At 68.9% G+C, this 13,277-nt stretch carries 13 protein-coding genes; 12 read left to right on the top strand and 1 reads right to left on the bottom strand.

Features of this window, described 5'->3' with window-relative positions:
• Window positions 1-23: 23 nt before the first annotated feature.
• Entirely contained in the window at window positions 24-1,277 is a 1,254-nt protein-coding gene (locus G9Q37_RS08870; protein ID WP_166226849.1) for an NAD(P)/FAD-dependent oxidoreductase, read from the bottom strand.
• A 182-nt stretch (window positions 1,278-1,459) separates the two neighbouring features.
• Between G9Q37_RS08870 and rpsB the strand changes: the two genes are divergently transcribed.
• The 12 genes from rpsB (at window position 1,460) to fabZ (ending at window position 13,260) form a co-directional block, all read left to right on the top strand.
• Window positions 1,460-2,212 (top strand): 30S ribosomal protein S2, encoded by a 753-nt coding sequence (rpsB, locus tag G9Q37_RS08865; protein WP_166226848.1) that lies wholly within the window; start codon window positions 1,460-1,462, stop codon window positions 2,210-2,212.
• Window positions 2,213-2,321: 109 nt separating this feature from the next.
• Window positions 2,322-3,242, top strand: coding sequence for a translation elongation factor Ts (gene tsf, locus G9Q37_RS08860; RefSeq protein ID WP_166226847.1), 921 nt, complete (start codon window positions 2,322-2,324; stop codon window positions 3,240-3,242).
• Window positions 3,243-3,389: 147 nt separating this feature from the next.
• Complete coding sequence (gene pyrH / locus G9Q37_RS08855) at window positions 3,390-4,100, top strand: UMP kinase (RefSeq protein WP_166226846.1); 711 nt, start codon at window positions 3,390-3,392, stop codon at window positions 4,098-4,100.
• 28 nt (window positions 4,101-4,128) lie between these two features.
• Window positions 4,129-4,689 carry a ribosome recycling factor gene (frr, locus tag G9Q37_RS08850; protein ID WP_166226845.1) on the top strand — a complete coding sequence of 187 codons (561 nt, stop codon included), beginning with the start codon at window positions 4,129-4,131 and terminating at the stop codon, window positions 4,687-4,689.
• Window positions 4,690-4,714: 25 nt separating this feature from the next.
• Window positions 4,715-5,464 carry a polyprenyl diphosphate synthase gene (gene uppS / locus G9Q37_RS08845; RefSeq protein WP_166226844.1) on the top strand — a complete coding sequence of 250 codons (750 nt, stop codon included), beginning with the start codon at window positions 4,715-4,717 and terminating at the stop codon, window positions 5,462-5,464.
• A complete protein-coding gene (locus G9Q37_RS08840) occupies window positions 5,457-6,290 on the top strand; it encodes a phosphatidate cytidylyltransferase (RefSeq protein WP_166226843.1) in 834 nt (277 codons plus the stop codon). The genes uppS and G9Q37_RS08840 overlap by 8 nt, the downstream gene beginning before the upstream one ends.
• A 5-nt stretch (window positions 6,291-6,295) precedes the next feature.
• Window positions 6,296-7,483, top strand: coding sequence for a 1-deoxy-D-xylulose-5-phosphate reductoisomerase (gene ispC / locus G9Q37_RS08835; protein WP_166226842.1), 1,188 nt, complete (start codon window positions 6,296-6,298; stop codon window positions 7,481-7,483).
• Window positions 7,484-7,520: 37 nt separating this feature from the next.
• A complete protein-coding gene (gene rseP, locus G9Q37_RS08830) occupies window positions 7,521-8,903 on the top strand; it encodes an RIP metalloprotease RseP (protein WP_166226841.1) in 1,383 nt (460 codons plus the stop codon).
• 13 nt (window positions 8,904-8,916) lie between these two features.
• Window positions 8,917-11,238 carry an outer membrane protein assembly factor BamA gene (gene bamA / locus G9Q37_RS08825; protein ID WP_166226840.1) on the top strand — a complete coding sequence of 774 codons (2,322 nt, stop codon included), beginning with the start codon at window positions 8,917-8,919 and terminating at the stop codon, window positions 11,236-11,238.
• Entirely contained in the window at window positions 11,238-11,756 is a 519-nt protein-coding gene (locus G9Q37_RS08820) for an OmpH/Skp family outer membrane protein (RefSeq protein WP_166226839.1), read from the top strand. Before bamA ends, G9Q37_RS08820 begins: the two co-directional genes overlap by 1 nt.
• An 8-nt stretch (window positions 11,757-11,764) precedes the next feature.
• Complete coding sequence (gene lpxD / locus G9Q37_RS08815) at window positions 11,765-12,823, top strand: UDP-3-O-(3-hydroxymyristoyl)glucosamine N-acyltransferase (RefSeq protein WP_166226838.1); 1,059 nt, start codon at window positions 11,765-11,767, stop codon at window positions 12,821-12,823.
• A complete protein-coding gene (gene fabZ / locus G9Q37_RS08810; RefSeq protein ID WP_166231110.1) occupies window positions 12,820-13,260 on the top strand; it encodes a 3-hydroxyacyl-ACP dehydratase FabZ in 441 nt (146 codons plus the stop codon). Before lpxD ends, fabZ begins: the two co-directional genes overlap by 4 nt.
• Window positions 13,261-13,277: the final 17 nt, after the last annotated feature.

Here is a 13,277-nt window from a genome sequence, read left to right as displayed (position 1 = left end):
CGACGGATTTCACCACGCCGCGCTCAAAGACCGAGGCGTGCCGGGCGCAGCGCCTGGACGATCGTGGAGGGATCGCCGAGCGTGAGGGCCTGCGTGAGGCGGTGGGCGGCGCCGCAGGCCAGCGCCCAGCCCATGGGGCCATGGGCCAGGTTGAGCCAGACGCCGGGCACGCGGCTCTCGCCCAGCAGCGGCAGGCCGTCGGCCGCAACCAGCGTGGCGCCGCGCCACGACTGCAGCGCCGACGGCGAACCCGCCCAGCGCGCCGCGGCGGGGAACCAGTGCGACAAGCCGTCGGCCAGGCGCGCGATCTCGGGCTTGGCCGCGGGCCCGGGCGCGCCACCCAGGTCCCAGCCGCCGCTGGCGCGCAGGCGTTGGCCGAGGCGCGTCACGGCCACGCCGGTGTGCAGGTCCAGCACGCCCGACAGCGGCGCATCGACCGGCTCGCGCATGGGTGCGCTGAGCGAATGCGACCACCAGGTGGCGAACGGCGTCGGCAGGCCCAGGCCGCGCAGCAGGGCGGGGGCGTCGAGCCCGGCGCACAGCACCACCGCGTCGTGGCGCTCGCTGGCGCCGTCACCCAGCGTCAGCTCCACGCCGCCGGCCTGGGGCCGCACCGCCAGCACGGCCTGCCGCGCCACGAACTGGCCGCCGGCCTTGAGCAGCGCCTGCCGCATCAGCAGGGTCCATTCGCGGCAGTTCGCGACGGCCGGGCCCGGCAGTTCGATCGCCCCGGCCAGCGGGGCCGCGGGGTTGAGCGCAGGCTCCAGTGCACGTGCCTCGTCGGCGCTGCGCTGGCGCGCGGCCACGCCGAGTTCGTTCAAGGCCCGGGCCGCGGCCAGCGCGCGCGCGAACTCGCGCTCGTCGCGGGCCAGCACCAGCAGGCCGTCGCTGCGGTCGTGGTCGAGGTCGAGTTCGGCCGTGAGCGCCGCCTGACGCTCCTCGCCCATGGCGAGCAGGTCGATCAGCGCCGCCTGCGCTTCGGCGGCGCGGGCGCGTTGCGCGTGGCGCCAGCGGCGCCACCAGGCCCAGACCCCGAGGCGGGCGCCACTGCGCCAACGCAGGCCCGGGCCGGCAGCCGACCACGAGGGCAGCAGGCGGGGCTGGGGCTGGGCCCAGGCCAGGGCCCAGGCCGGGTGCAGCAGGCCCGCGGGGGCGAAGCTGCCTTCTTCGGCGGCCGTGGCGCGGCGCTCATACACGGTCACCTGGTGTCCGGCGAGCAGCAACTCATGGGCAGTGGCGAGGCCGTTGACGCCGGCGCCCACGATGGCGATCTTCATGAAGTGGAGGCAGAGGAGGGGGCGGGTGCGCGATGTATAATCGACAGGCTTTGCACCTGTCACAGCGCCTTTTCGGGCCTTGACCTTGCAGAGTCAATCGCAAACCGGCCCAACCGGGTGTTGTTCTGTTCTACGGGGCAATCGGGGCCGGATTTTAGACCTAACCTCTGGAAAGAAATCTCATGTCGATCTCCATGCGCGAAATGCTGGAAGCCGGTGTCCACTTCGGCCACCAGACCCGCTTCTGGAACCCCAAGATGGCGCCGTACATCTTCGGGCACCGCAACAAAATCCACATCGTCAACCTCGAGAAGACGCTGCCCCTGTTCCACGAAGCGCAGAAGTTCGTGCGCCAGCTGTCGGCCAACCGCGGCACGCTGCTGATCGTGGGCACCAAGCGCCAGTCGCGCGACATCGTGGTGCAGGAAGCCCGCCGCGCCGGCGTGCCCTACGTCGACCAGCGCTGGCTCGGCGGCATGCTGACCAACTTCAAGACGGTCAAGACCTCCATCAAGCGCCTGAAGGACATGCAGGCCCAGAAAGAAGCCGGCCTGGACAGCATGAGCAAGAAAGAGCAGCTCATGTTCAACCGCGAAATGGAGAAGCTCGAGAAGGACATCGGCGGCATCCAGGACATGACCGCGCTGCCCGATGCCATCTTCGTGATCGATGTGGGCTTCCACAAGATCGCCGTGCTCGAAGCGCAGAAGCTGGGCATTCCGCTCGTGGGCGTGGTCGACACCAACCACTCGCCTGAAGGCATCGACTACGTGATCCCCGGCAACGACGACTCGGCCCGCGCCGTGGCGCTGTACGCCCGCGGCATCGCCGACGCCGTGCTCGAGGGCCGTGCGAACGCCGTGTCCGACGTGGTCAAGGCCGCTGCCGCCGAAGGTGGCGACGAATTCGTCGAAGTGTCGGAAGACCAGGCCTGATCGCTCTGCGCTCGCGGAATCGGGGGCTCGTGTAGCCCCCTTTTCACACCCAGGTTCGAACATTCATCACGCGGCGCCCCGTGAGGCGCCCGATTCCAGGAGATTCACCATGGCAACAATCACCGCAAGCATGGTCGCCGAACTGCGCGCCAAGACCGACGCGCCCATGATGGAGTGCAAGAAAGCACTGACCGAGGCCGATGGCGACATGGCCAAGGCCGAGGAACTGCTGCGCGTCAAGCTCGGCACCAAGGCCGGCAAGGCCGCCAGCCGCGTCACCGCCGAAGGCGTGGTGGCCGCCTCGATCCAGGGCAACACCGGCGCCCTGCTCGAAGTCAACTGCGAAACCGACTTCGTCACCAAGAACGACAGCTTCCTGGCCCTGGCCAACGCCGGCGCCCAGCTGATCGCCCAGCACAACCCGGCCGACATCGCGGCCCTGGGTGCGCTGCCCTACAGCCAGGACGGCTTCGGCCCGACGCTCGAAGACGTGCGCAAGGGCCTGATCGGCAAGATCGGCGAGAACATGTCGTTCCGCCGCTTCAAGTACTACAGCGGCGCGTCCAAGCTCGCGAGCTACCTGCACGGCACGCGCATCGGCGTGATCGTGGAGTACGAGGGCGACGAGACCGCCGCCAAGGACGTGGCCATGCACGTGGCCGCCATGAAGCCCGTGTCGCTGACCAGCGCCGACGTGCCCGCCGAGTTCATCGAGCGCGAGCGCTCGGTGGCCACCGCCAAGGCCGACGAAGCCAACAAGGAACTCGTGGCCGCCGGCAAGCCGGCCCAGAGCGCCGAGATCGTGGCCAAGCGCATCGACGGTGCGGTGCAGAAGTACCTCAAGGAAGTGTCGCTGTTCAACCAGCCCTTCGTGAAGAACGACAAGCAGACCGTCGAGCAGATGCTCAAGGCCGCCAACACCACGGTGAAATCCTTCACCCTGTTCGTGGTGGGCGAGGGCATCGAAAAGAAGGTGGACGACTTCGCCGCCGAGGTGGCGGCCCAGGTCGCCGCCGCCAAGGGTGCCTGAGCGCTCCCTGCTTCCAGACACAACGGGCCGCAAGGCCCGTTGTCTTGTGTGCGTCTGTTACGCACCTGAACCCCTGTCCGATCCCGGTTCGCGCGCCGCTACACTTCGCGGCTGAGCGCGCACGCGTACCGATCCTGAAAGCCCCCCATGCCCGCCTACCAACGGATCCTGCTCAAGCTCTCGGGCGAAGCCCTGATGGGCGACGACGCCTTCGGCATCAACCGCGCCACCATCGTGCGCATCGTCGATGAAATCGCCGACGTCACCCGCCTGGGCGTGCAGGTGGCCATCGTGATCGGTGGCGGCAACATCTTCCGCGGCGTTGCGGGCGGCTCGGTCGGCATGGACCGCGCCACCGCCGACTACATGGGCATGCTGGCCACGGTGATGAACTCGCTGGCGCTGGCCGACACCATGAACAAGGCCGGCCTGGTGGCCCGCGTGATGTCGGCCATCGGCATCGAACAGGTCGTCGAGCCCTATGTGCGGCCCAAGGCCCTGCAGTACCTCGAAGAGGGCAAGGTCGTGGTGTTCGCCGCGGGCACGGGCAACCCCTTCTTCACCACCGACACCGCGGCCGCGCTGCGCGGCGCCGAGATCGGCGCCGAGGTGGTGCTCAAGGCCACCAAGGTCGATGGCGTGTACACCGCCGATCCCAACAAGGATCCGTCGGCCACGCGCTACACCTCGATTTCCTTCGACGAAGCCATGGTCAAGAACCTGCAGGTGATGGACGCGACCGCGTTCGCCCTGTGCCGCGACCAGAAGCTGCCCGTCAGGGTGTTTTCCATCTTCAAATCCGGCGCGCTGCGCAACGTGGTCATGGGTGCCGACGAAGGCACGCTCGTCCACGTCTGACGCCCCGTTCGCGCCACCAGGAGACCGCATGACCATCGCCGACATCCGCACCACCGCCGAGCACAAGATGCAGCAGTCCATCGAGGCGTTCAAGAACAGCCTCACGCGCGTGCGCACCGGCCGCGCCAACCCGGCGCTGCTCGACACCGTACACGTGGAGTACTACGGTTCCATGCTGCCGCTGTCGCAGGTGGCCAACCTCTCGCTGCTCGACGCCCGCACCATCGGTGTGGCGCCCTGGGAAAAGGGCATGGGCGCGAAGATCGAAAAGGCCATCCGCGAGTCCGACCTCGGCCTCAATCCCGCCTCGCAGGGCGACCTGATCCGCGTGCCCATGCCGCCCATGACCGAAGAGCGCCGCAAGGAGCTCACCAAGGTGGTCAAGGGCGAAGGCGAGGCCGCCAAGGTGGCGATCCGCAACCTGCGGCGCGACGCCAACGAGGCGGTCAAGAAGCTCGTGAAAGACAAGACCGCTTCCGAGGACGACGAGCGCCGTGCCCAGGACGACATCCAGAAGCTGACCGACCGCATGATCAGCGAGGTGGACCGCCTCGTGGCTGCCAAGGAACAGGACATCATGGCCGTCTGAGGCCGCTTCACCCGCGAGCCTGCGCATGCACAACCCGCCCACCCCTTTGCTGCCCCACCACGTCGCGATCGTGATGGATGGCAATGGCCGTTGGGCGCAGAAGCGCTGGCTGCCGCGCGTGGCAGGCCACAAGCAGGGCGTGGATGCGCTGCGCGCCATCGTGCAGGCCTGTGTGGAGCGCGGCATCCGCGTGCTCACGGTGTTCGCGTTCTCGTCCGAGAACTGGAACCGCCCCCAGGAAGAGGTGAGCGGCCTCATGGACCTGCTGGGCCTGGCCCTGGGCCGCGAGGTGCCGCGGCTGATCGAGAGCGGCGTGCGCCTGTATTTCCCTGGCGACCGCTCGCGCCTGTCCGACAAGCTGGTGCGCAACCTCGAAGCGGCCGAGCAGGCCACGGCGGCGCAGAGCCGCCTGGTGCTCAACGTCTGCTTCAACTACGGCGGCCGCTGGGACATGGTCCAGGCCGCGCAGCGCCTGGCTGCGCGCGGCGAGCCCATCACCGAAGAGAGCCTGTCGCGCGCCACGGCGTTGGCCCACGTGCCCGACCCCGACCTGCTGATCCGCACCGGCGGCGAACAGCGCATCAGCAACTTCCTGCTCTGGCAGGCCGCCTACAGCGAACTCGTGTTCACCGACTGCCTCTGGCCCGACTTCGACGCCGAACAACTGGACCTGGCCCTGGCCGCCTTCGCGCGCCGCGAGCGCCGCTTCGGACAGACCTCCGAGCAGCGCGCCCAGTCCGCACCGGCGCACGACGCCGAAGCCCGGCATGCTTAAGCAGCGCATCATCACCGCGCTGCTGCTGCTCGCGGTCTTCCTGCCGGTACTGTTCTATCCCTCCATCGAACCCTTCGGCGCCTTCACGCTGGTGCTGATCGCGGCCGCGGGCTGGGAATGGGCGCGCATCAACGGCTGCGGTCCCACGCGCTCGGTGGCCGCCGGCCTCGCGCTGGCCGTGGCCCTGCTGGTCTTCTGGCTGCTGGGCGGGGTGGAGCGTTCCTGGCGCGAGCTCTGGGCCGCGGTGGCCGTGGTCTGGGTGGTGCTCGCTGCGATCATGCTGCGCCGCGGCGTCGAGGCCTACGGCCGCCGGCCCCAGCTGCTGCGCCTGTGGCTGGGCCTGCTGCTGATCGCCTGCGCCTGGCTGGCGCTGGTGCAGGCGCGCATCCTCGGGCTGGGTTTTCTGCTGTCGGTCCTGCTGCTCGTGTGGATGGCCGACATCGCGGCCTACTTCGGCGGCAAACGTTTCGGCCGCCGCAAGCTCGCGCCCGCGATCAGCCCCGGCAAGAGCTGGGAGGGTGCCGTCAGCGGCCTGATCGGTGTCTTCGTGCTGGCGGGCGTGTGGCTGTGGCTGACGCGCGCCGGCTGGACCTCGCCCGATCACCTGTACGCCTACCTCTGGCACCTCGGGCCCTGGGTGGCTGTGCCCGCGCTGGCCGGCCTGTGTGCCATGAGCGTGTGCGGCGACCTGATCGAATCGCTGGTCAAACGCGCCGCGGGCGTCAAGGATTCGAGCCAGCTGCTGCCCGGCCACGGCGGTGTGCTCGACCGCGTGGACGCGCTGCTGCCGGTGCTGCCGCTGGCCATGATGCTGGTCACCTTCTGATCCCCATGTCTTCTTCCGTGCAATCCCTCACCGTGCTCGGTGCCACGGGCTCGATCGGCCAGAACACGCTCGACGTGGTGGCCCGGCACCCCGAGCGTTACCGCGTGTTCGCGCTCACCGCGGCGCGCCAGGTCGACACCCTGTTCGAGCAGTGCCGGCGCCACCGGCCGCGGTATGCGGTGATGGTGGACCGCGACAGCGCCGCCGCGCTGCGCGCGCGCGTGCGCGAGGCGGGCCTGGCCACCGAGGTGCTCGACGGCCCGCAGGCGCTGTGCGCCGTGAGCGAGGCGCCCGAGGTCGACGCCGTGATGGCCGCCATCGTCGGCGCGGCCGGTCTGGCGCCCAGCCTGGCCGCGGCGCGCGCCGGCAAGAAGCTGCTGCTGGCCAACAAGGAAGCGCTGGTGGTGGGCGGCGAGCTGTTCCTCGAGGCCGTGCGAAGCGGCGGCGCCACGCTGCTGCCGATCGACAGCGAGCACTCCGCGGTGTTCCAGTCGCTGCCCGACGATGCGTCCACCTGGGAGCGCCGCGTCGACAAGATCGTGCTCACCGCCTCGGGCGGTCCGTTCCGCACGCGCGATCCCGACACCTTGGCCAACGTCACGCCCGAGCAGGCCTGCGCCCACCCGAACTGGGTCATGGGCCGCAAGATCTCGGTCGACTCGGCGACCATGATGAACAAGGCGCTCGAGGTGATCGAGGCGCGCTACCTGTTCGGCCTGCCGCCCGAGCGCATCGAGGTGGTGATCCACCCGCAAAGCGTGGTGCACTCCATGGTGCAGTACCGCGACGGCTCGGTGGTGGCGCAGCTCGGCACGCCCGACATGCGCGTGCCCATCGCCTACGGGCTGGCCTGGCCCGAGCGCATCGCCTCGGGCGCGGCGCCGCTCGATTTCCTCGCCCTGGGCGCGCTCACCTTCGAGGCCGCCGACGCGCGGCGCTTCCCGGGCCTGCCGCTGGCCTGGGCCGCGCTGCGCGCGCCGTCGGGCACCACGGCCGTGCTCAATGCCGCCAACGAAGAGGCCGTGGCCGCCTTCCTCGACGGGCGACTGCGCTTCGACCGCATCCACGCCGTCAACGCGGAAACTTTGCAGGACGTGCTTCCGTCCAAGCCGGGTTCGCTCGATGATCTGCTCTTGCTCGACGAACAGGCCCGCGTCCGCGCGCGCCACGTGATCCAGCGCTGGCAGGCCTGAGCGTCAGGCCGTCGGCCCCCCTCCGCACAGGCTTCGCATGCTCACCGTCATTGCCTTCATCGTCGCGCTCGGCCTGCTGATCGCCATTCACGAGTACGGTCATTACCGTGTCGCGGTGGCCTGCGGCGTCAAGGTGCTGCGCTTCTCGGTGGGCTTCGGCAAGCCCATCCTGCGCTGGCACCGGCCCGGCAAGCCCACCGAGTTCGTGGTGTGCGCGCTGCCCCTGGGCGGCTATGTGCGCATGCTCGACGAGCGCGAAGCGCCGGTCGACCCGGCCGAGCGCCACCTCGCGTTCAACACCCAGCCGCTGCGCTCGCGGGCTGCCATCGTGGCCGCGGGGCCGCTGGCGAACCTGCTGCTGGCCGTGGCCATCTACGCGGGCCTGAACTGGGCCGGCGTGCAAGAGCCCCAGCCCGTGCTGTCCACGCCTGTGGCGGGTTCGCTGGCCGAGCGCGCCGGCCTGCGCGCCGGCGACTGGGTGCTGCGCGCGGGTGAAGCCGATGGCGGCGAGGGTGGCGAAAGCAGCGCGGATGACGTGGTGTCGTTCGAGGACCTGCGCTGGCGCATCACCCAGGCCGCGCTCGACGGGCGCGACCTGGTGCTGTGGGTGGCCCGCCAGCCCGATGGCGCCGCCCAGCCGCGTGTGCTGCCCCTGTCCGCACTCGACGTGCGCGAGGCCGACGCCGCGCTGTTTCGCCGCATCGGTCTGCTGTCGCCCTACACCGCGCCGCGCGTGGGGCAGGTGATGGACGGCGGCGCGGCCCAGGCCGCGGGCTTGCAGGACGGCGATCTGGTGCGCCGCGTCGACGGTCGCGAGGTGCTCGACGGCCAGGCGCTGCGCCAGCGCATCCGCGACGCGGTAGGCCCACAGGGCCAGCCCGTCACGCAGCGCTGGGACGTGGAGCGCGCGGGGCAGGTGCTCTCGATCGACGTGACGCCGCGGCCGCAGCAGCGCGACGGGCGCTGGATCGCGCGCGTGGAGGCCTATGTGGGCGACGCACCGGCCATGACCACCGTGCACCATGGCCCGCTCGACGGCCTTTGGCGCGGCGTGGTCAAGACCTGGGAAGTGTCGTGGCTCACGCTCAAGATGATGGGCCGCATGCTCATCGGCGAAGCCTCGCTGAGCAACCTCAGCGGCCCGCTCACCATCGCCGACTACGCGGGCAAGTCGGCCAGCCTCGGCATCAGCGCCTACCTGGGTTTTCTCGCGCTCATCAGCGTGAGTCTGGGGGTGCTCAACCTGCTGCCGCTGCCGGTCCTCGATGGAGGGCACCTGATGTATTATCTTTGGGAGTCGCTCACCGGCCGCCCTGTGTCCGAGGCCTGGATGGAGCGCCTGCAGCGTGGGGGTGTGGTGGTGCTCATGGCACTCATGTCTGTCGCCCTGTTCAACGATGTCGCCCGCCTCGCCGGCTGATCCAATCCTTCGCATGAAATCACAGAAACACGGTCTTCGCGGCCTGAGTTTGTCTGCGCTCGCGATGGCCCTGCTTGCCGCCCTGCCGGCATGGGCGGTCGATCCCTTCACCCTGCGCGACATCCGTGTCGAAGGCCTCCAGCGCGTCGAGCCCGGCACGGTGTTCGCCTCGCTGCCGTTTCGCATCGGCGACCGCTACGACGACGACAAGGGCAGCTCGGCCATTCGCGCGCTGTTCGGCCTCGGTCTGTTCAGCGACGTGCGCCTGCAGATCAACGGCGACGTGCTGGTGGTGATCGTCGAAGAGCGGCCCACCGTGGCCGGCGTGAGCTTCTCGGGCATCAAGGAGTTCGGCGACGACGTGCTCAAGAACGTGCTGCGCGACATCGGTCTCACCGAAGGCCGGCCGTACGACAAGGCCCTGGCCGACCGCGCCGAGCAGGAGCTCAAGCGCCAGTACATCAACCGCAGCTTCTACGCGGCCGAGGTCGTCACCACCGTCACGCCGTCCGAGCGCAACCGCGTCAACCTGAACTTCAGCGTGACCGAGGGCGAGATCGCGAAGATCAAGGAAATCCGCATCGTCGGCAATCAGGCGTTCTCGGAGTCCACGCTGCGCGGCCTGTTCGACCTGAACACCGGCAACTGGCTCAGCTGGTACACCAAGAGCGACCGCTACTCGCGTGCCAAGCTCAACGCCGACATCGAGAAGCTGCGCTCGTACTACCTCACGCGCGGCTTCATCGACTTCCGCGTCGATTCGACCCAGGTGGCGATCTCGCCCGACAAGCAGGACATGTCGGTCACGATCAACGTCACCGAAGGCGATCGCTACGTGGTGTCCTCCGTGGGCCTGCAGGGCGACTACCTGGGCCGCGAGGAAGAATTCAAGACCCTGGTCACCCTCAAGCCCGGCGAGGCCTACAACGTCGAAGACGTCAACGACACCGTCAAGGCCTTCACCGAGTACTTCGGTGCCTTCGGCTACGCCTTCGCCCAGGTCGAGGCCACGCCCGACATCGACCGCGCCAACAAGCGCGTGGCCTTCATGCTGCGCGCCACGCCGCAGCGCCGCGTGTACGTGCGGCGCATCAGCGTCGAGGGCAACAACCGCACGCGCGACGAAGTCATCCGCCGCGAGTTCCGCCAGTTCGAATCGGCCTGGTACGACGCCGACCGCATCAAGCTCTCGCGCGACCGCGTCGACCGGCTGGGCTTCTTCACCGAGGTCAACCTGCAGACCGAGCCCGTGGCCGGCTCGCCCGACCAGGTCGACCTGGTCGTCAACGTGACCGAAAAGCCCACCGGCAACCTCACGCTGGGCGCGGGCTACTCGCAGGAAGAAAAGCTTTCGCTCATCGCCGGCATCACGCAGGAAAACGTGTTCGGCTCGGGCAACTACCTCGGCCTGAACATCAACACCAGCAAGTTCAACCGCCAGCTGGTGCTGAGCACCACCAATCCGTACTTCACGCCCGACGGCGTGTCGCGCAGCTTCGACGGTTACTACCGCACGCGCCGTCCTTACCAGAACCAGATCGAGGGCGATTACCGCCTGGTCACCAAGGGGCTGGCGGTGCGCTTCGGCGTGCCGTTCACCGAGATGGACACGGTGTTCTTCGGCGCGGGTGTCGAACAGACCACCATCGAGCCCGGCGCCTTCCTGCCGCAGGCCTACCAGGACTACTCCAACACCTTCGGCGCCACCAGCAACACGCTGCCGCTCACGCTCGGCTGGACGCGCGACAGCCGCGACAGCGCCCTGGTGCCCACCCGCGGCCGGCTGCAGCGCGTCAATGCCGAGGTCAGCCTCTCGGGCGACGCGCGCTACTTCAAGACCAACTACCAGTTCCAGCAGTACATACCGCTCTCGCACCAGTACACGCTGGCGTTCAACACCGAGCTCGGTTACGGTAAGGGCCTCAACGGCCGCCCGTACCCGGTGTTCAAGAACTTCTTCGGTGGCGGCCTGGGTTCGGTGCGCGGCTTCGAAGGCGGCACCCTGGGCCCGACCTCGCCGGTGCTCAATTCCACCACCGGCTCGGTCATCAACATCGGCGGCAACCGCTCGATTGCGCTCAACACCGAATTCATCATGCCGTTCCCGGGCGCCGGCAATGACCGTTCGTTGCGATTGTTCGGATTCTTTGACATCGGCAACATCTACGGCGAGAACGAACGCATGGATTTCTCCTCCCTGCGTGCATCGGCGGGTATTGGCGTGAGCTGGCTGTCGCCGATCGGCCCATTGCGGATCGCTTTCGCCAATCCCGTTCGGAAATTCGACGGGGATAGAATCCAGCGATTCCAGTTTCAGATCGGAACCTCGTTTTGATGAAGACCTTGAACCGCCTGTTCGATCGCCGCGTTGCCGTTGCCGCGGCCCTGGCGCTCGCCATGGTGGGCGCTGGTGCGCAAGACACCAAGATCGGCGCCGTCAACGTGGAGCGCATCCTGCGCGACTCCAACACCGCCAAGGCGGTGTCCACCAAGCTCGAGCAGGACTTCTCCAAGCGCGAACGTGACCTGCGTTCTTCGGCCGACCAGCTGCGCCAGGCGGCCGAGCGTTTCGACCGCGAAGCCCCCACGCTGCCCGAAGCCCAGCGCAACACCCGCCAGCGCCAGCTGGTCGAGCAGGAGCGTGATCTGCAGCGCCGCCAGCGCGACTTCCAGGAAGAGCTCAACCTGCGCCGCAACGAGGCCCTGCAGCAGGTCATCGAAAAGCTCAACCGCGTGATCCGCACCATCGCCGAGGCCGAGAAGTACGACCTGATCGTGAACGAGGCGTACTACGTCAACCCCCGGGTGGACATCACCGACCGCGTGATGTCCCAGCTCGACAGCAGCAAGTAAGCACGCCCGTGGCCGCCACGCTGGGTGCCATCGTCGAGGCCCTCGGCGGCCAGGGGATCGGCGATGCCGGGCTGGCCATCGAGCGGCCCGCGCCCCTCGACACCGCCGGGCCTCGCGACATCGCCTTCGTGGCCCAGGCCCGCTACGCCTCTCGCATCGCGAGCACGCGGGCGGGCGTGCTGATCGTGCCGCCCGCGCTCCAGGCCCAGGCCCAGGCCCGCGGAGCCTGCATCGTCGCCGACGATGCCTACCTCTATTTCGCCCGCCTCACCCAGTGGTGGCGCGCCCGCCACGATCCGCGGCCACCCGCGCGCATCCACCCCACGGCCGTGATCGACCCGGCGGCCGTGATGGGCGATGGCGTGGACGTCGGGCCCTGCGCGGTCATCGAAGCCGGCGCCCGCGTCGGTGACGGCGCGCGCATCGGCGCGCACTGCGTGATCGGCCGCGATGCCCGGGTGGGCGTGGGCACCGTGCTGCACCCGCGCGTCACGCTGGGCGAGCGCTGCCATATCGGGGCGCGGGGCATCGTGCACAGCGGTGCCGTGATCGGCGCCGACGGTTTCGGCTTCGCGCCGCACCAGGGGCGCTGGATCAAGATCGAACAGCTCGGTGCGGTTCGCATCGGCGACGACGTGGAGATCGGCGCCAACACCTGCATCGACCGCGGCGCGCTCGACGACACCGTGATCGAAGACGGGGTGAAGCTCGACAACCTGGTCCAGATCGGCCACAACGTGCGCGTGGGCGCGCACACCGCCATGGCCGGCAACGCGGGCGTGGCGGGCAGCGCCGACATCGGCGCGCATTGCACCGTGGGCGGCGGCGCCATCGTGCTGGGTCACCTCAAGCTGGCCGACGGCGTGCACGTGTCGGCCGCGTCGGTGGTCACGCGCTCGCTGCTCCAGCCCGGTCAATACACCGGTATGTTTCCCATCGACGACAATGCGGCCTGGGAAAAGAACGCTGCCTCCCTCAAGCAGCTCAACCGCCTGCGCGAACGGCTCAAGGCCGTGGAACAAGCCCTTGCGCAGGCCCAGCCGAACAAGAAACCGGACGACGCCTGATGGACATCCACCAGATCCTCAAACTCCTGCCCCACCGTTACCCCATCCTGCTGGTCGACCGCGTGCTGTCGGTCGAAAAAGGGCAGCGCATCCAGGCGCTCAAGAACGTCACGATCAACGAGCCTTTCTTCACGGGCCATTTCCCGCACCGTCCGGTGATGCCGGGCGTGCTGATGCTCGAGGCCATGGCCCAGGCGGCCGCGCTGCTGACCTTCCACACCCTGGGCGTGGCCCCCGACGACAAGACCGTCTACTACTTCGCGGGCATCGACGGCGCGCGCTTCAAGCGTCCCGTGGAGCCGGGCGACCAGCTCGTGATGGACGTGACCCTCGAGCGCGCCAAAGCCAGCATCTACAAGTTCAAGGGCGTCACGCGCGTGGGCGATGAGGTGGCCTGCGAGGCCGAGCTCATGTGCACCATGCGCACCATCGCCTGACGTCGCGGGGTGAGGGC

This window comes from Hydrogenophaga crocea, from assembly GCF_011388215.1.
Taxonomy (GTDB): Bacteria; Pseudomonadota; Gammaproteobacteria; order Burkholderiales; family Burkholderiaceae_C; genus Hydrogenophaga; species Hydrogenophaga crocea.
This window is presented reverse-complemented; position numbering and strand designations above follow the sequence as displayed.

Excerpts from the sequence above, each read along its gene's own strand:
- G9Q37_RS08870 (WP_166226849.1), bottom strand. The coding sequence starts at position 1,277 with ATGAAGATCGCCATCGTGGGCGCCGGCGTCAACGGCCTCGCCACTGCC.
- rpsB (WP_166226848.1), top strand. The coding sequence starts at position 1,460 with ATGTCGATCTCCATGCGCGAAATGCTGGAAGCCGGTGTCCACTTCGGC.
- tsf (WP_166226847.1), top strand. The coding sequence starts at position 2,322 with ATGGCAACAATCACCGCAAGCATGGTCGCCGAACTGCGCGCCAAGACC.
- pyrH (WP_166226846.1), top strand. The coding sequence starts at position 3,390 with ATGCCCGCCTACCAACGGATCCTGCTCAAGCTCTCGGGCGAAGCCCTG.
- frr (WP_166226845.1), top strand. The coding sequence starts at position 4,129 with ATGACCATCGCCGACATCCGCACCACCGCCGAGCACAAGATGCAGCAG.
- uppS (WP_166226844.1), top strand. The coding sequence starts at position 4,715 with ATGCACAACCCGCCCACCCCTTTGCTGCCCCACCACGTCGCGATCGTG.
- G9Q37_RS08840 (WP_166226843.1), top strand. The coding sequence starts at position 5,457 with ATGCTTAAGCAGCGCATCATCACCGCGCTGCTGCTGCTCGCGGTCTTC.
- ispC (WP_166226842.1), top strand. The coding sequence starts at position 6,296 with ATGTCTTCTTCCGTGCAATCCCTCACCGTGCTCGGTGCCACGGGCTCG.
- rseP (WP_166226841.1), top strand. The coding sequence starts at position 7,521 with ATGCTCACCGTCATTGCCTTCATCGTCGCGCTCGGCCTGCTGATCGCC.
- bamA (WP_166226840.1), top strand. The coding sequence starts at position 8,917 with ATGAAATCACAGAAACACGGTCTTCGCGGCCTGAGTTTGTCTGCGCTC.
- G9Q37_RS08820 (WP_166226839.1), top strand. The coding sequence starts at position 11,238 with ATGAAGACCTTGAACCGCCTGTTCGATCGCCGCGTTGCCGTTGCCGCG.